This window comes from Acinetobacter sp. V115_6 (genome assembly GCF_031799025.1).
Lineage (GTDB): Bacteria > Pseudomonadota > Gammaproteobacteria > Pseudomonadales > Moraxellaceae > Acinetobacter > Acinetobacter pittii.
Window position 1 is genome coordinate 1923822 of sequence record NZ_JAVQNO010000021.1, and the last position, 16046, is coordinate 1939867.

The following is a 16046-nucleotide window of genomic DNA, read 5'->3' on the forward strand; positions in this document are numbered from 1 at the left end:
ATAATAAAGTTATGCGATGTTAAAACCTTCAACACCACGTTTCTGACGATTCCGAGTACGTTGCTCTAGCCACATTTGACCTTGCTCAATATTAGTAATAGCTAGTGAATTTTCGCGGCAAGGAAACTTTTCATTCAGAACACGTAAACGATGTAAAACAATCGCAAGTAACGCTTCATTCGTGATGCCATTAACTCCAACTTCCTTAACTGGACCAAGTTGGAATTGAATTGGAGTAAGTAAATCTCCAGCTACGACATCATAGAAATGTCCTGGTTCAAGAGACTGCTCACCGTCTCGGGTTTTAATAGTTTCATTATGGAAAACCGTTACTTCGTTATCATCTTTATGGATTTCACGGCCCATTACACAATTTTGAATACCATCTGGTTGATATGAATGTTCAAAAACATCCTTTGGTGACCAAGAGATATAACCTTCATGATCTGGATGATTAGCTTTGCCACCATCTTTGTATTCAATTAAATAACCTAGATCACTTGGATTTTCATTTTCAGGAATTTTCCACCCTTGGTATTCATTGTATTCACCACGTGACATAGGCACTGCTAATACTGATTTAGTGCCGATATACGCAACCATTGATAATGCTAATAACTTCTTAGACATTTTTTATACTCACAAAAAAAGCACCCGAAGGTGCTATGGTTTAATTAATTTGGTCGGTTTGTTAATTCTTCTAAGCCATCGGCGCAATCTGAATTTACTACGAGTTGAAAGTTTTGAAAGCTGTAATGAACCTTCGCCTTTTAAATCAACTATCATATTCCCAACTCCTTAAACGTTTGTTCATCCAACTTTCGTAGTTGGTCCAATGTATAAAGTCGTCCTTCAGGGTCAAAGAACTTATCAAAATCAAACTTCCCCTCTTTGAAAAGTTTGTAACGCTTTGGCCCTAACCATTCTTTCTGGAAAAAGTCATCAGTCTTGCTAAAAAACTCTTTGAAAGACGTGTTTGCATCCAGTTGGCCGATGAGTTGGCTTCGCTCGTCCTTTGGAATGTCCTTAACTCTTCGCTCATCCATTACAAACGGACGCTCGCCTGTTAGTTTTCCGCCTTTTTCCACTGGTACCAGAATACTTCGGCAATTTGGATGCAACGGCGGCACTCTTTTGGCTGGGTCATCAATTTTCCAAACGGCACCATCCAGTGAGGCGCAAAGTTTTGAGGTTCTACCATCCAACGTTGCTACCAGCTTTACGTACTCAAAGCCGATCTGGTTAAAGCTATCGAGGTAAGCTTGATTAGCAACATGACTTCTAACCGTTCTTACCGTCCGATCAATTTCAGACTTGCTGCTGGTTAAAATGCCATCTTCATAATTGAGGCGTTTAGTCCCACCAATGCGCTGAACAATTTGCTGATTCGTTTTACCTGAACTAATCCCATCCCGAATCGCGTATTCAACCTTTTGACGGGCACTTTCAGCCAACTTTGTTAAAAGGTCATCGACCAAGGCCCCGCCTACTAAAGGAACTTTTTGAGCTACCTTATAAAGCTTGTCACCATTGGGCTGTTTAATCTTTCCGCCGTATAGTTTCGCCGTGTAGTTAGCCTCATATACCGCCAATGCTGTAGCAGAAACCGCGAATGCTTCAGGTAATGAAGTATTTATTGCCGTAAACCACTGAGAAATTAGGTCCCGAATCTCTTTGAGGTTTGTAGTTGTATATTGGCCACTAGCAAGAGCTGCCTTTTCAAAATCATTCAACTCTTCTAACAAATCTCTAAGCTTTGCCAGCATCAATGCCGACTCATCATTAAAGATTTTTAATAATTCATTAACGGATTGAGAAGAAGCTCGATATAAATACGCCTGGTGTTGAGTTAGTACCTCGAGCAATGATTTATCTTCTTTTGAGGCCATTTTTTACTCCTAAAGCGGCATACTATCCCGCTCACCTTCAACACGCTTCACCTCTTCCTGATAATCATGAGCAGGCAATTTACCGGTCATCATGTATTCCCAATACGTACGGAAAGAGTTTTTCCCTGAAATGGCACCTTCATAGAGTTGCTTAGCAAGATTTATATCTGTGACCTGCACAATAAACTCAGGCTCAACCGTAAATGCATATTTTGTTGAATCCAGCTTTAGCCACTGCGCCGCATACTTAATAGCTTGTTCTATTGCTGCAGCTGCACACATCACGATACTGTGAAGGCTTGCTTGCTGGTCATCCTGACGTGCACGGCGCGCTTCACCTGACTCCTGTGTATTGGTATCGACTACCTTGGCACCAGCTTCAAGAGCAGCATTTTTTTGTGCATCCATTTCCTTTTTAGTGAGTTCAATCCCACTGCCGGATATTTCCAGATACCCGCATTGAGAATCACCCGGAAGACTCCAGACAGCCATCACACCAGTGACACTAATATCCTCATCACCTTCAAGACCATTAATCCATGGTTGAGGATGTGCTGTATGGTGAAGTGACTGGTAATAATCTGCACTGAGCTGGTAATATTTAAGTGCTGCTTTTGCCATAGTGAGCAATGGTACCGTACCAACATCAGGGGAATTATCAACTGTGCCGCAAAACACAAACGGCGTGAAAGATAGCTGGTTACCACCTAAATCAGGCGTTTTGTCTTCTTCAGTAGATCCATCAAATAAACGAACTGTTAAAGCACCTTCCTTCATAGCTAAAACACGATGAACAGTCTTTGTATCGTGTCCAAACTCATCTTCACTATTATCAAATTGCTCCTCGAGCACTAATAGTTTTAGATCCTTACGGCCACCAATACTGTTTTCTTTCCAATTGATAATAGATAAAGCATCATATAGAGCGAAATATGGCACTCCGTTAGCATCTACATCGACAAGCAACCCACAGCGACCAAACTCCAATAACTCTGAACAAATACGAATAAAGAGCTGTTTAAGCCCAAATCCGTCATTTGTGGCGTTCTCTATTAATCCCTTTAACAGAGAACTTTCAATTACGATGTTAGGTTCAAGCTTTGAAACTAGCCCAATCATTGTTCGTAATGCATCTTGAACCCATAGAGGATATTGAGCACGGCTTAGATACGCTTTGTAAATCGCTCCAGCTGTATCTCCCTGCTTTTCAGCCTCAATCATGCCAGCCGATTTAGCTAAGTACTTTGTTTGTGCCTGTTTAATTTGCTCTTCACCAGCAACGGCGTCGCGCATAATCAACCAGCTTTTTTGTGCAGCAATATACTGCGGATGTTTATCAGTAACTGCCATAAAAACACCAATAAAAAAGCACCGATAAAGGTGCGTTGTTTAAGACATCCCACGAATCCTACGAACTCCAACAGATTTCTTGTCGATCGGAAATAAGTAAGCGATTGGATATGTACCAGCATCATTCATATGGTCAAAACCGGCACTCTTATCCGGCTGTCCATAATCATCATAGATTTGTCGTTCTAAGCATTTTGCAAAGTGAGGACATTTATCTACATTTACAAATAATCTGCGCTCAGACAAAGTATTGCAGAGCATACCGTTCATTGAGTTAATACGATCTTTAACTGCTGGGTTTCTACTGTTCACATGTACTTTAAAACCAGCCTTTCTTAGTAAAGCCAGATCCGTTTCACTAGCATTACTCGACTTCCGGTTCTCACCCGAGGCATCGGGGTAAACTGCAACCTCATGATCTGGATAACGCTCTTGGATAGCCTCAATCATTGCTGGAGTATCGAACAGATTAACGAACTCATCGACCGCATGCATATGTTCACCACGGCGAACATATACAACAGCAGCCATTTTGGTTACGTTGAAGTCCATTCCCACATGAAGAACATCATTAGCTTTAACTGTTTCACTTGATGCACTTAGCAACCGGTTAAAACAATAGTAGATAACGCCTTGATAGCTCTCAAAGCTTGCTTCATATTCCTGACTAAAAGTCTTAGGATCCATTTTTCGCTTAGCGACAATGATTTCCGACTCAGGAATATTTCCACCCTGAAGGGATGTATATGAAAAGCTTTTACAATCTGGCTCGTGCCCTGGCTGACCGTCCATGAACGTGTCATAACAGTGGTTGAAGCCTTTAGGTGTTCCAATCCTTAAAACATGGCCACCTACCCTTTGTTCGCCGTTAACAACATATTTACAAGTTGAAAGCATCGGGCGAAGCACTTCTTCCCATGCAGCCCATTTACAATCGGCCCATTCATCAATAATTAAGAAAAATAAGCCAGATCCTCGAAGGTCATCATAGTTATCTAGACCGACAACACGGATAATATGGCCACTTCTTAAAGTAATTGAGCATTCAGTTTCATTTGGCTTACCAGCTCGCCATGATGCAGGAATTGCCTGCTTTAATCGCTTCCAGAAAACCCGTTTAGCTTGCTTAAAAGTAGGTGCTGCATACCAGATTTCATCCTCAACAGAAACATTCCATTTAGCCGCTAGTCTTGCAGCTCTTCGCATTTCCGCTTTGGCCAAGAAAGTCTTACCAAAACGTCGGCCACAAACAGCATCACGGAAACGGGCTTCTTTTTGCCATCCCCATAAGTAGATGTTTGCTTGTTTTGGCGTTAATTGAACTGAACCTTCAGGGGGATTAAAGAATTGGCTCATTTGGTATCTCCTCATCAGGATTCAAAACAAGTTTGTAATCCTCTTCAGGTGGGCGATACTCTGGTGGATTCACTTCACGCTGTAACTTCTGAAGTTCAAGCTTTTTAATCTCGAGCTCTACTTCAGCTTTTGTTTGACTTGCTTCAGAATTACCACCTTTATTAGCCTGCTCCCCCTTCTTGTCATAAAAACCTTTCATGATCTTTTGTAATTGATCCACGATTTTAATTGTCATGGTCACATTATTTTTTTTAGCCCAAAGTAGATCACTTAAAATTTTCAACTGGACAATATCATTAGCTCCACTAATTTTATTTAGTGGCTGACTCAAATACTCTTCTCTAGTTTTTTCGAAATAGTCTTTGAGTTCTTTACTTAAGTCTCTACCAGCAAACTTTGTCGGGTCATAAGACTCCACCTGCTGCCTTGAAACATCAATATTAAATTCTTCCTTGACGAGACTTGCTGTTTCTTGGGGGGTATTAAATACAGCAAGTGCTTGCACAATAAAGAGTTTATGCTTTTTACTTAATGTCGCCATTTCTCTCTATCCGTCAAGGTACGTCAAGGAAACATGGCAAAAAAAATGAGCCATTTGGCTCAACTGATTAGACAAGTTCCACAGCACTTTGAAATATTCACATCTGATACAAACGGCGCTTGTTTCGCCACTTCAATAAGTCGCTTCACGTTCTCGTCTGCTCCCCATCGTTTAACTACACCCACAAACTCTTCAACGTCATGGCCAGCCAAATAGTGTTTTGGTAAACCAGTCATATCACTATAAAGAGGTTCACCGTCCTCATCACGCTCAACACCAATATGATAAAGCTCATGTTCGATTAAAGCGCAAAAGTCTCGGTCCGTAGCCTGATCACAATAACTAGCATCAATTGTGATGAGGTACACAGGCACATAGCCAAACCAATCACGCATTTGCTGTTCTTGTCGAGCTTTCTTCCACCCCCCTTGATTGAACATCACCTTTTCACATTGACCTAGAACCATGCGCTTTTTAGCCATACATGCAGATGAAGCCCATGCACACGCTAGGAACTCTTCATTGTCATGAAGTAGCTCAGCAATATGATCATGATCCGGGTTATGCAGAGGTCCACCAATAGTTAAAAAGTTTGTGATCACCCAATTCATCAGGTCTGGTGCTGGAGCTAATCTAATTGCTTCATCCTCTTCAGCTTTATCAATCAAGTCCTGTGGAGGAAATGGTCTGATCTGATCCATCTTCAATTCTCGCTAATTCGCTTTTTATCCAGTTGATTGCATAACCTGATTCAATTTGGTGAGGTTCAAGACGCTCAAATTCATAACCTCGATCTAGAGCTAGATCATACTTACTAAATGAATTTGCTATCTTTGTGCCACCGCGACCAACAGCCCAAGGACTGCCAGCAATTTCTATAAGAAGATTCAACTTCACAATATAAAAATCGAACCGCCAATTTTTAGTTGATTCAAATTGAAATCTACGCCTATAACCAATTCGATGTTCTTCTAATTCTTGAAATAACGATTCTTCAGCTTCGAGATATTTTTCTTTAGCCTTAGGCAATGGTCTAGATTTGGGTTTGGTTTTAGGTTCTTTTTTTCGTGTAAGCCAATAATACTCTTTATCATCCATACCTATAGCTGCTTATAAGAAGCCCTCAAGCTTATTGTTGAGCCGTGCAATTAATTTGTTTTGCTTTGCTATGGCCAAAAAAAATCGCTTATCTAGGTGAGCGATCTGTTCTGTACTTAATCCTTTCGTTGTACAGCTTCCCAAATGATTTAGATCTACTTGAAGCTGTCTAATCTCATACGTGATTTTTTGAAATTCAGTCATACTTACTCCAAAAAGAAAAACCCTACCATAAGGTAGGGTTATTAATACTGTAGATTTTAAATCTGCTGAACTCTAATCTCTCTATGTCCAAACATATTTACACCATCCTTAACAGATTTAACTAAATATTCTCGATTTGAACCATTTTGTAATTTCTTGATTAATCGATCTCCAATACTTACGCCATCTGTAGAGTCACTTGTGAAGATTGTTTCTTCATTATCAATTCTACAAGACTTCAAAGCGCTTCGAGTACCATCATTGGAAATCACAACAAGCTCTTCTGAACCATTAAACAACATATGCTTCACCTCTCAATAAATGATTCAATGAGTAAAGCATAAATTTTAATCAAAGTAAAGTGTAAGTATTTGATTCTCAATAGTAAATTATTCACTATCGAGAACTAAATTATCTAGTTAATAAAATAAAAAGCCCCGCCAATAATCGATATTTAGCGGGGCCATTTGCGCCGTAATCCGTCCGGCAAGTAAACTCGCAAAGCGTCCTAAGCGAGTGGGGTTTTAAAATCAAAAAACCCGCTTCTAAAAAAGAAACGGGTCACAAAAACAAAAACTTTCAGCGCAGTATTTGATTTTGATAATACAAATTAAAATATGTATTTACAATATATTTTTAAGAAAATAATTGTTTGAACAAGATATTAGTCAACCAGCCATTAAACGCTTGCTTAGCTGTAAAAGATGGAGCCTGAAATAGATCAATATCTACATTTAAATCATGATGCCCTGAAATTTTATATCGACCACCGCCTAAAGTAATGATGTTCGTATAGGGATATTTCAATGTTGTTAATGCACGGCCTAAAAATCTAGCTTGCTTTTCTTTATCGTTCTGACACGTCTTAAATTCCTGTGAATTTACAAAGAGATCATATTCTCGATCTATTGTTACCTTAATTTGCGTAAGTTCCACTTCGATCTCCTTATTATGGGAAATCTTTTTATAACACATAAAAACTCACTATTAGTGAGCTCTTAAGTTAAAAATTGATATCGATGTTATCAAAAACAGATGATGCAAAATCAACTATATCTTTCCCGATTTCTACAACTAAGTCCGTTACTTCAACTGGATCAGGATTCACAGAATTAAGCACCGAGTTTTCTTGCTTTTGCTCATCCTCGACTTCTAATTGCTCTATATTATTAATTGTATCATTTTGACTTTTCATTAAATTAATCCAATAAAATTCAATTAAGATTAAAACTAGTTTTTAGATGCTCTAAGGATAGTTAGTACTTTTTCTGACATGTCATGCAAGTCCGATCCAACAGGCAACCAGAATTGAAAATTGATGTTGTCTCGGTTAAAAATCTGTTTGTAGTACTCAGTAGTGAAGGTTGGGTCGATATCAGAAGCTTTTAGTAATCTGCCTTCTGTTTCGATCACTTGCCCATCAAGTTCACCGCCAATACAAATATACATTGAGCTAATCCATAAAATTATGAATGGCAGCTTAACACATAAAGTAAAAAGCCCCGCCAATAATCGATATTTAGCGGGGCCCTTTTGTGCCGTAATATGCTCGGCAAATTAAAAATTTAAATCTGAAGAGAAATTTATGCTTCTTATTAAATGGATAAATTGATTGTATTCATCCTCACTATCGAACTTAAATTCAACTTCTGATCCATCTGAGAAATTAACCTGAACTGAACTGAGGTCAATACTTGATTCTATTTTGACAATTTGATCAAGATTATAATGACTTGTCCCAACTTGATAGAATTTAGGCACGCTACCCATTTCTTATTCCTATTTAATTTTATCTAGGAAATTATAGTGCGTAATCTTCAAGTTTCATAATCCATTAGAAACAAAAAGCCCACCTTATGGCGAGCTTTTAAAATTTTCTCTGGTATGCAATAGATACACTTTACCAGTATGGGAAAAATGTACCCTAAATTTGCACCCGAAGCAAGCTCAAAGGTCGTACTCTTCTACTTCATATGAAAAATATTTTCTTAAATGCATATCTAACTCCATATACCAATCCATAAGTATACGGGTTGCATCAACTTCTAAAGGTAAATAAGAACGTAAATAAACCTGACGTGCTACCTCTAATTTGGATAATTTATGCTTTTCAGTTTGCGAATAACCTTCTAAACCAAACCGACAAACTGAACAGGGCTTATATACATCCCCAGCTTTTTCTAATCTTAACCCTTTGCATTTTGGACAAGTACGACGTTTAAATAAAAATTGTGTAATTGCAGATCGACATACACCTTTGGCAACATCTTTAGGCTTAGTTTTTGTGAATTTAATATTTTTCTTTTGAATAACTAAACGGACCTCACTCACCAGGAAGTTTTGTAATAAGGCAAAATGCCGGTCTCCTATTTCAGTACTTCTTACTAAAGCCCACATTAAAGCGGTAATGTGTGAAGGCAATCCTTGCATCATCATCGCTGCTGGATTGTTACCACCTTTTTTGATGCCAGTCCCTACAACATCCTCTTTAAAGCCATCCATTGTTTTTTGTGCTAAATCGAGAAGTGAAAAACCACCGTGCTTTACTTCAATATTAATATTCATTGGTTTTAAACCTCTCTTACATCAATGTTGTGAACTGTTTTCATCAAATGCTTTTTGTTTCGGTAACTCGGCAATTTACGTGTTGCAACGGACTTAACATCCTCAACAATGTATTCACCATTGATGAGGTAGTAAGTGAAATCCGCAAAATATCTAAGTGCAGGCTTTGTTCGTTTCTCCCCCTCGATCTTTGTTCTAGGTGCCAATTCAAATTTTGTATGGTGTTCTAACCCAAAGATTTCCCCTCGTTGCTGCAATGCTTTAAGTTCGATGTAACGCCTGTATTCTTTGCTACTGTCGAAAGTCATCCCATCCAAGGTAACTTTTGAAGCATTAAATTTGTTGCGGCCCTTTTTAGCTTTATGGCCATTTGGAAACTTTGAGTGGTAGTCAGCTAAACTCATGGATGTCATTTCATCTGCCACCCTGTTATAAAATTGCTTCACAAGATTCAGAACATGAACCTGATTCATAACGTTTACTACTTCTAAGAGCGTTGAAGAGTTCATCTCTGTCATGATCTTTAAATGCTTCAATAACATCGCTCATATGTAAACGCGTACGATACATTCGATGATGATTGTATTTTCTTCCTTCAGATCTGACGTCTGGGCCTTCAGTTGCTTCAATCCATTTCACCGCTTGCTCGGGTTCATCTTTAGCGGCCAGTGCAACTTTGTTTAAATGCTTTTTAATACAAAAAACGCAATTACCTAGATGCTCTGTAATAGCTAAATCAAAAGGTTGTTGCTCCCACCAATCCAGCACATCGTCTTTAGTGAAATCACTAATTTCAGCTAAATATCTAAATCCGGCTTTCTGATTTTTTGCATCTTTGTGAATTGGTAAACCTAGTTTTTCTAAAACCTCAATTGGTAACCGTTTTGGTTCATCGGATCTGATTCCAATCCAGCGCTCAAAGTTATTTTTCCCAAATACGTCATTGCAATATTTTTCAAAAGGTTCTGTTTTCATTCGAGCTGTACAGAACGGCGTATCGTAATAAGGACTTCCATACTTTTTGAGCATTTCTTTCCATGGTTTTAAATCCTGTTTTAGTTCATCAAGCGGAATAATTTTGTAGCTAACGCCCTTATTCATTTGTGGATTTACTACCACACGCAGGCATACGAGATTTATTTTCCAATGCTTTACAATATCTTTAATAAATTGATATGTAGCTGGATGCTCTGCGCCAGTATCCATATAAACAAAATGTGCTTCTGGATCATCTTTAAAAATATTGACTGTATAACCAGAAGTACGGCCACCACTGAAGCTGACAACTTTCTTGATTGGCTTATCCATTCTTCACCTCATATGATTCAAAAAAGAATGTCACTGGCTTATGAATGAACTTAACAAGACCAAATCGCATTAAGTGGCGGATTTGAGAGCAGTCGCGAGGTATTTGAATATCTCGATAATGAGCTAAGAGATCTCGCCACGCCTCTAAAGACAATGAACGCTTATTGTGATTACAGGCAGTACATGCTGGCATTAAGTTCTCGTATGTATCGTTTTCAGGTTTTTCAGGCTTACCTGTAGTTAAATCACGAACTACTGCTACCAAATGATCTGCATGCCATTTATCCCCAAGCACTTCCCCGCAGTACGCACAATGGCCGCCAAACTTCTGCTTGAGCTCAATACGTTGTTGTTTATTTAATTTCATGATTTGCTCCCTGTGTACGATAAATACGTTCACCGTCAATCGTTCCAAAACCACAGATCAAGCACGCCACATCAAATCCATGAATACATTTAGGTTGATAGATTGATTCGTAATCACGGATTGCTCGATTTAATCTCTTGCAATCAACATTTGCTTGATCTAACCATTTTGAGCACCAATCATGAAACGGCTTATCTTTCTCAACGCTTTTCCCTATTTCCTTAAGTGAGTTAATTAAATCAACCGACTTCACCACGCGTTTAAGATCTTTAATTGCAACGCGAAGTCTTTGAGGGCATGTGTAATAATCCCCCTGAACAACATGGTAGTAGTGGTAACACCGTGGACAGCCTGCTATAACTTCTCTCGCCTTTTTTAAAGAGTATTTTTTAACAAATTCGATTGCTTTCATTGAGCATCCCCCTTTAAAACTTTCTCCAGGTCTGATAATGGCGTCATGATTCCATCAGGCCATTTAAAACAAGTGATCCAACTACCTCTATCCCATTTTGCACAAACGCCGTATTTGCTTACTCGGTAATACACTCCAGCTTGCCAATGTGTTGCACCTTCTGGACGGTGTTTTAATATTTCTTCAGGATTTGTTTGCTCAATAGTCTTCTCTAATCGAAGTAATTCGTTGTAATCAGTGTTGGATAGCCCACTGCGGTTGTATTTGCCTCGCAATTTTTTACTATGCGCAATCGCTTTTTCTAAATCGAAATCTTCACGAATTGCGTTCATTGGCCAGCTCCCGAGGTTACTTCTATAATTTCTTTCGAAATAGCGCCGTAAATTGAAGCTATTTCATTCTGATCAATGTGCATAAGCTCACTTTGCTGGCAACTATACTTTGAGGCCAACTGAGACAATCTTTCCTGTATTTCCTCAATACGTGCTTGTTGATAAGCCCAAACTCTAAATTCAGCCTCACGCTCTGTTTCATTGTCTTCTGTTGAATAAATTGCGGCATATATGGTTTGATTAGTTTCATTATCAAAACCACTTGTTTTGCAAAACTCTGAAAAGTGCCAGGCATCAAATTCTTCTCTACATTTGAGTTCATTCATTGACCACACCCCTTAACTACTGCACATCCCAATAACAAACAAAGAAAGAAAAAAGTCTTATTGAATGCCTTTGATTCATCATGGCCAACACTTTTTTGTGAGGTTTTGCTTTGCGGATCTTCAGCCTCTTGGATCTCAATATCAGAGACTAAACAGCAAAATGGTCGCCCATCATCTAAACGGCCATACACCCGGCTATCCTCAAAAAGATCGACGGTACCATTACCCGTAAAGCGAATACTGTCCTGCCCTTTGTCTGGTACATGAGTGAAATCCACCTTCACACGGCTGCCCTTTTTTAATTCAAAGGCTTTAACCGCGATACGCATTTGCTCAATGTCTTCTTCGCTTTTAACCAAGGAGTAATGCTTATCAAAAAAAATGTCGCGTTCGATATACATACAAGAATCATATTCCTGAAGAATCTCTTTAAGTTTTTGAATGCCAGTTGTTGTATTCAAGATAATCATACAGCCGTCTCCTTAGTTGGGCTTTTAAAACCCATCTCGAGCAGATATGGAATGAACGGTTTTTGTTTCTCAGGATCCGCAAGTAAATTTGCAATACGCTTGCCCACGTCCTGCCAAGATTCGCCTGGCTGCGTGTATTTTTCTGGCAAATTCGGATGCAAAGCTAAACGGCGAGCAAATGCAAAAAGTTGTTTGTCTGAAGCAAAAGTTATTACCTCAGGCAATGTGTTTTCAGAATTGGATTGTTGGCCACTGGAGTTTTTATTTTCAAAAGAACGCTGTGCCGGTGTTTTCATCTTTGCGTATTTAGCGCGAGCTTTAAGCATCCACTCAGCAAAGAATCTAGCCATGCCAAAATCTGAATGATTACGCCCCTCATTAAAACCTTCAAATGCTTTTAGCTCTCTCTCAAACCAGGGAGCTTTAAGAATCTCGTTAATATCAATTGATGGATTGATAGAACAAATTTCAAACTTCAAATTTTCCAAAATAAACCACGTATTTTTTTTATTTTGATAAGTTGGTTTTGATAGTGTGTTTTGTGTGTTAAAAATTTTAACTAGTAGGGGTAAAAAATTTTTACTAGCAGTGGTTAAATTTTTTAACTGGCTAGGGTTTTCAAGGTGGTTAAAATTTTTAACTAGCAAGCGTGATTTTTGAGGGAAATTTAAACAGAGATTTTTACTCTTTTTACCCTTAGTTGATTTTTTAAGAGCTGGTTTTTGGTAGTTAAAATTTTTAACTAGCTGACCATTAAATAAACTAAAAGATTGAACAAGAACTGAGCTTTTATTTGGGAAATTAATGTACTCACCAACAAAATAATTATCTATTAATGAGTAAACATTCCCGTATACAGATTGTGCATGCTTTTTTACCAGGCCAACTTTGACAAGTTCTTTTGTACACCTAACAACGGTAGGATGACTTTTCCCAGACAACTCCTCTAATTGTGTAATTGAAAGCGCATCACACTCTTTTGCCCAGCCACGTGTTTTACGGTTAATAATTAAATAGATCTTAACTGAGGCATCTGAGATTTTACTCATTGCCTCGTCAACGAATGCGTTTGCCACCTGAAAAGAATTGGGGACATACTTACTCATTATCACCGCCCTGGATAACATTAAACTCAACAACCCATACCCATGGGTTTAATTCCCATGAGCTGGATCCGTAAATGCTTTCCCATAACCACTTAAATACTTCGCAAGGATTATTGCTTGCAGCTCCGAAATATTGATCACCCTGGTTTACAACATACCGACCTGAAGCTGGTAATTTTAGAAGCCCCTCTTGCACCGCATCCTGGCTAGATATTTGATTTAGTCTTTCGATACGAATTTTGGTTATTTCAAGCAAAATTCTTGATGCTGATCTAGGCATGTGAATGGAAGGCTTCCATAACACGTCATCAATTGAGATGTTGTCTCTTAAGCAATACTCTTTATAAATTGGATATTGCTTAGGATCCCCATCTTGATGAACGGATAGAGGCTTTGGAGAGCCTTGATAGTTGTCTTCTTCTTCAATCGTACCAATACAAAAAGTTTCTCGAACCCACAGACGATCGCCTTTTTTGCCAAAAGGATTTACCTCATCAATGAAACCTTTGTAGTATTCACTTGGATTCTGAAGCTCTTCCTCAACTCGAACCATTGACTGCACATGGGTGCAGCGCCACCAATGTCCACCAGCCTCGCCCTTAAAAAACTTTGGTTGGGGCTTAACTAGACGACGGGTTTGAGTCTTCCGACCTTCAAGAATGGCTTTCACCATTGGAGTGTTAAAAATAATAGGCCGCTCTTTCATTCAGATTCCCCTTTATCCATGATTTGAATAAAAGTGCTTCCTAAATATCGGATCCGCTTAGCTCTGTATAAACTAGAAATAATTACGCTCGCGTGGTAAAGATTAATGCCATGCACACTATGCTCATCCACTAAGCCTTGCATTAACTCATCACGAGTAACCGCTGCTTGATTTTCATCATGGTTACGTTTCTTTAAGTTTTCTTTTCGTTCTTTCAACAAATCGGCAAGAGTTTTTAAAGCTAGTTCATGCCAAGATTGATAGCTTTGCTGTCTCTTCTGCTCTAATAATTTGTTTTTAGCCGATTGATTTGGTAAATTAGACATGTGATTTAATCTCCTTGGTTAATGAACACTAAAAGCTCGATCTCGCACATCGGGCTTTTTACTTATTTGGAATAAAGAAAAAATACTCTTAAAAAAATTCGTGTATTCATTTGAATTCATTGTATTCTTTGATTTTTTAAGCTCTTCAATTGAAGATTGACCCAAGTCAACCTCGAGCTTTAATTCAATGGCTTCTCTTATCCACTTTGCTCTAGCGCCATCTGCCAACTCGTCAACAAGTTCTTGTACTTCTATAGGCACTCTAGTCGACATTGGAGCTAATAGTTTTTTGCTAATTTGCATACCTTCTAAATTTATGTTTTGCATGATTTCACCTTGTTCTATTGACGCTCTGCTCAAGCGTGTAGCTCTTAAGCGATTAATGTTCCTAAATTCTTACCCACATATATTTGTGGTCTCAGTTCTATCCAGATTTCTTGATAACTATCTGGGAAAATTTCTTTTCTTGTGGCTAAACCACAATCTTCTGCAATTACTGCAAGTCGGATTTTTTTATCTAGCGGAATGGCCTTCCACCCACTTACAGATGGAGGTGTAATGCCAAGAAGTTTCGCAACAGCAGTTACGCCGCCTAAAACCTTTATAAGTTGTTCGTCAGTCATAACGGGCTCCTAATTTCAATCAAATTATTAGGCATTCCTTACATTAAATCAATAGGAATACCTAATTTTATTTATGTTAGGATTTCCTAACATTGTAAGGATGGTTATATGAATACTCTTGCTGAACGCCTTAGACACGCTATGGAAGTCTTGCCGCCTAAGAAAATAAAGGGTGTTGAATTAGCTCGCGCTGTTGGTGTTAAGCCACCTTCAGTAAGTGACTGGCTATCTGGAAAATCAAAAACAATGGAAGGCGAAAACCTGGTGAGGGCTGCAAAGTTCCTGAAAGTAAACCCTACATGGTTGGCCTCTGGTACTGGTGAAATCCAACCAGACACTACAGCTAAATTTAATCAACTTGACATAGAAGCATTTAAGAAGAAATACAATATTAGCGATTGTGATGAGGCAGTTTTATTTTCGAATCTTGTCGAAAAACCGTTTACACCGTCTTCTAAACGATGGGTTCCTGTAAAAGCCTATTCAAAGATGGGCATGGATGGCTACTACGTTGATATGGGCTTTGAAGGAAATGGAGGTGATGGATACATACCAACTCATACAGCAGGTTCAAAAGCTTATGCCGTTAAAGGCACAGGTGACTCAATGTTCCCTGCTATTCGTAATGGCTGGTATGTAGTATGTGATCCCGATGCCGAACCAGTACCTATGGAATTTGTGCAAGTTTGCTTAAAGGATGGTCGATGTACAATCAAAGAATTTATTGGTATTCAAAATGATGTCTTAAGCCTCATCGCAGTAAATGGCGGAGAACGTTTAACATTTAATATGGATGAAGTAGAAAGCATTACAGCAATTACAGACATTGTTCCACCAAGTCAACACAGACAAGAACATCCTAAAGCAAACTAAATCCCATCTCATCTCTTATTTAGAGACCGAAACAGCCCACCTCAAAGGTGGGTTTTATTTTGCATATCAAAACTAAAAATTAGGTTTATCTAATATTATTAGGAATACCTATTGACTTAATAATTAGGTTTACCTAATATTTACCTCACAGACAGCAAAAAGCCCCGAGATCTTGGCGGATGGACGGGGCTTCT

The 16046-nt window shown here is 38.7% G+C and carries 27 protein-coding genes; 1 reads left to right on the plus strand and 26 read right to left on the minus strand.

Annotation, left to right across the window (positions count from 1 at the left end; genetic code table 11):
- Positions 1-9 precede the first annotated feature (9 nt).
- The 26 genes from RMA94_RS17555 to RMA94_RS17680 all read right to left on the minus strand — a co-directional run bounded on the left by RMA94_RS17555 (position 10) and on the right by RMA94_RS17680 (position 14979).
- A complete protein-coding gene (locus RMA94_RS17555; protein ID WP_151302386.1) occupies positions 10-561 on the minus strand; it encodes a hypothetical protein in 552 nt (183 codons plus the stop codon).
- A gap of 221 nt (positions 562-782) precedes the next feature.
- A complete protein-coding gene (locus tag RMA94_RS17560) occupies positions 783-1889 on the minus strand; it encodes a minor capsid protein (protein WP_311083861.1) in 1107 nt (368 codons plus the stop codon).
- Positions 1890-1898: 9 nt separating this feature from the next.
- Positions 1899-3239: a DUF4055 domain-containing protein gene (locus RMA94_RS17565; protein ID WP_311083862.1), complete on the minus strand. Its 1341-nt coding sequence runs from the start codon at positions 3237-3239 to the stop codon at positions 1899-1901.
- A 39-nt stretch (positions 3240-3278) separates the two neighbouring features.
- The gene (locus RMA94_RS17570) at positions 3279-4595 is read right to left on the minus strand and encodes a terminase (protein ID WP_086611650.1); all 1317 of its coding nucleotides are present in this window, start codon (positions 4593-4595) and stop codon (positions 3279-3281) included.
- Positions 4579-5136 carry a DUF2280 domain-containing protein gene (locus RMA94_RS17575; RefSeq protein ID WP_086611652.1) on the minus strand — a complete coding sequence of 186 codons (558 nt, stop codon included), beginning with the start codon at positions 5134-5136 and terminating at the stop codon, positions 4579-4581. The genes RMA94_RS17570 and RMA94_RS17575 overlap by 17 nt, the downstream gene beginning before the upstream one ends.
- A gap of 59 nt (positions 5137-5195) precedes the next feature.
- The gene (locus tag RMA94_RS17580) at positions 5196-5837 is read right to left on the minus strand and encodes a putative metallopeptidase (protein WP_086611653.1); all 642 of its coding nucleotides are present in this window, start codon (positions 5835-5837) and stop codon (positions 5196-5198) included.
- Complete coding sequence (locus RMA94_RS17585) at positions 5797-6234, minus strand: hypothetical protein (RefSeq protein ID WP_311083863.1); 438 nt, start codon at positions 6232-6234, stop codon at positions 5797-5799. The genes RMA94_RS17580 and RMA94_RS17585 overlap by 41 nt, the downstream gene beginning before the upstream one ends.
- Before the next feature lie 12 nt (positions 6235-6246).
- Entirely contained in the window at positions 6247-6438 is a 192-nt protein-coding gene (locus tag RMA94_RS17590) for a hypothetical protein (RefSeq protein WP_311083864.1), read from the minus strand.
- A 56-nt stretch (positions 6439-6494) separates the two neighbouring features.
- Positions 6495-6740 carry a hypothetical protein gene (locus RMA94_RS17595; protein WP_000898317.1) on the minus strand — a complete coding sequence of 82 codons (246 nt, stop codon included), beginning with the start codon at positions 6738-6740 and terminating at the stop codon, positions 6495-6497.
- 334 nt (positions 6741-7074) lie between these two features.
- Positions 7075-7374, minus strand: a complete 300-nt coding sequence (locus RMA94_RS17600) for a hypothetical protein (RefSeq protein ID WP_208753472.1) — start codon at positions 7372-7374, stop codon at positions 7075-7077.
- 67 nt (positions 7375-7441) lie between these two features.
- On the minus strand, positions 7442-7633 hold the full coding sequence (locus RMA94_RS17605; RefSeq protein ID WP_151302381.1) for a hypothetical protein: 192 nt from the start codon (positions 7631-7633) through the stop codon (positions 7442-7444).
- Positions 7634-7668: 35 nt separating this feature from the next.
- Positions 7669-7887 (minus strand): hypothetical protein, encoded by a 219-nt coding sequence (locus RMA94_RS17610; RefSeq protein WP_151302380.1) that lies wholly within the window; start codon positions 7885-7887, stop codon positions 7669-7671.
- A gap of 108 nt (positions 7888-7995) precedes the next feature.
- Positions 7996-8208, minus strand: a complete 213-nt coding sequence (locus tag RMA94_RS17615; protein ID WP_151302379.1) for a hypothetical protein — start codon at positions 8206-8208, stop codon at positions 7996-7998.
- Between the two features lie 177 nt (positions 8209-8385).
- Complete coding sequence (locus RMA94_RS17620) at positions 8386-9003, minus strand: hypothetical protein (protein WP_311083865.1); 618 nt, start codon at positions 9001-9003, stop codon at positions 8386-8388.
- 5 nt (positions 9004-9008) lie between these two features.
- A complete protein-coding gene (locus tag RMA94_RS17625) occupies positions 9009-9416 on the minus strand; it encodes a DUF1064 domain-containing protein (protein WP_311084046.1) in 408 nt (135 codons plus the stop codon).
- 16 nt (positions 9417-9432) lie between these two features.
- Positions 9433-10299: a phosphoadenosine phosphosulfate reductase family protein gene (locus tag RMA94_RS17630; RefSeq protein WP_311084047.1), complete on the minus strand. Its 867-nt coding sequence runs from the start codon at positions 10297-10299 to the stop codon at positions 9433-9435.
- Positions 10300-10303: 4 nt separating this feature from the next.
- The gene (locus tag RMA94_RS17635; RefSeq protein WP_311083866.1) at positions 10304-10678 is read right to left on the minus strand and encodes an HNH endonuclease; all 375 of its coding nucleotides are present in this window, start codon (positions 10676-10678) and stop codon (positions 10304-10306) included.
- Positions 10665-11090 (minus strand): hypothetical protein, encoded by a 426-nt coding sequence (locus tag RMA94_RS17640; RefSeq protein ID WP_311083867.1) that lies wholly within the window; start codon positions 11088-11090, stop codon positions 10665-10667. The genes RMA94_RS17635 and RMA94_RS17640 overlap by 14 nt, the downstream gene beginning before the upstream one ends.
- Entirely contained in the window at positions 11087-11422 is a 336-nt protein-coding gene (locus RMA94_RS17645) for a hypothetical protein (RefSeq protein ID WP_311084052.1), read from the minus strand. The genes RMA94_RS17640 and RMA94_RS17645 overlap by 4 nt, the downstream gene beginning before the upstream one ends.
- The gene (locus RMA94_RS17650) at positions 11419-11748 is read right to left on the minus strand and encodes a hypothetical protein (protein WP_311083868.1); all 330 of its coding nucleotides are present in this window, start codon (positions 11746-11748) and stop codon (positions 11419-11421) included. Before RMA94_RS17650 ends, RMA94_RS17645 begins: the two co-directional genes overlap by 4 nt.
- Entirely contained in the window at positions 11745-12218 is a 474-nt protein-coding gene (locus RMA94_RS17655; RefSeq protein WP_311083869.1) for a hypothetical protein, read from the minus strand. Before RMA94_RS17655 ends, RMA94_RS17650 begins: the two co-directional genes overlap by 4 nt.
- Positions 12215-13324: a replication protein gene (locus tag RMA94_RS17660; RefSeq protein WP_311083870.1), complete on the minus strand. Its 1110-nt coding sequence runs from the start codon at positions 13322-13324 to the stop codon at positions 12215-12217. The genes RMA94_RS17655 and RMA94_RS17660 overlap by 4 nt, the downstream gene beginning before the upstream one ends.
- A complete protein-coding gene (locus tag RMA94_RS17665) occupies positions 13317-14030 on the minus strand; it encodes a hypothetical protein (protein WP_311083871.1) in 714 nt (237 codons plus the stop codon). Before RMA94_RS17665 ends, RMA94_RS17660 begins: the two co-directional genes overlap by 8 nt.
- Entirely contained in the window at positions 14027-14356 is a 330-nt protein-coding gene (locus tag RMA94_RS17670) for a hypothetical protein (RefSeq protein WP_311083872.1), read from the minus strand. Before RMA94_RS17670 ends, RMA94_RS17665 begins: the two co-directional genes overlap by 4 nt.
- Positions 14357-14374: 18 nt before the next feature.
- On the minus strand, positions 14375-14683 hold the full coding sequence (locus RMA94_RS17675) for a hypothetical protein (protein ID WP_068563253.1): 309 nt from the start codon (positions 14681-14683) through the stop codon (positions 14375-14377).
- Between the two features lie 44 nt (positions 14684-14727).
- Complete coding sequence (locus tag RMA94_RS17680; protein WP_068563252.1) at positions 14728-14979, minus strand: Cro/CI family transcriptional regulator; 252 nt, start codon at positions 14977-14979, stop codon at positions 14728-14730.
- A 108-nt stretch (positions 14980-15087) separates the two neighbouring features.
- Between RMA94_RS17680 and RMA94_RS17685 the strand changes: the two genes are divergently transcribed.
- Positions 15088-15852, plus strand: a complete 765-nt coding sequence (locus tag RMA94_RS17685; RefSeq protein ID WP_068563251.1) for a S24 family peptidase — start codon at positions 15088-15090, stop codon at positions 15850-15852.
- Positions 15853-16046: the final 194 nt, after the last annotated feature.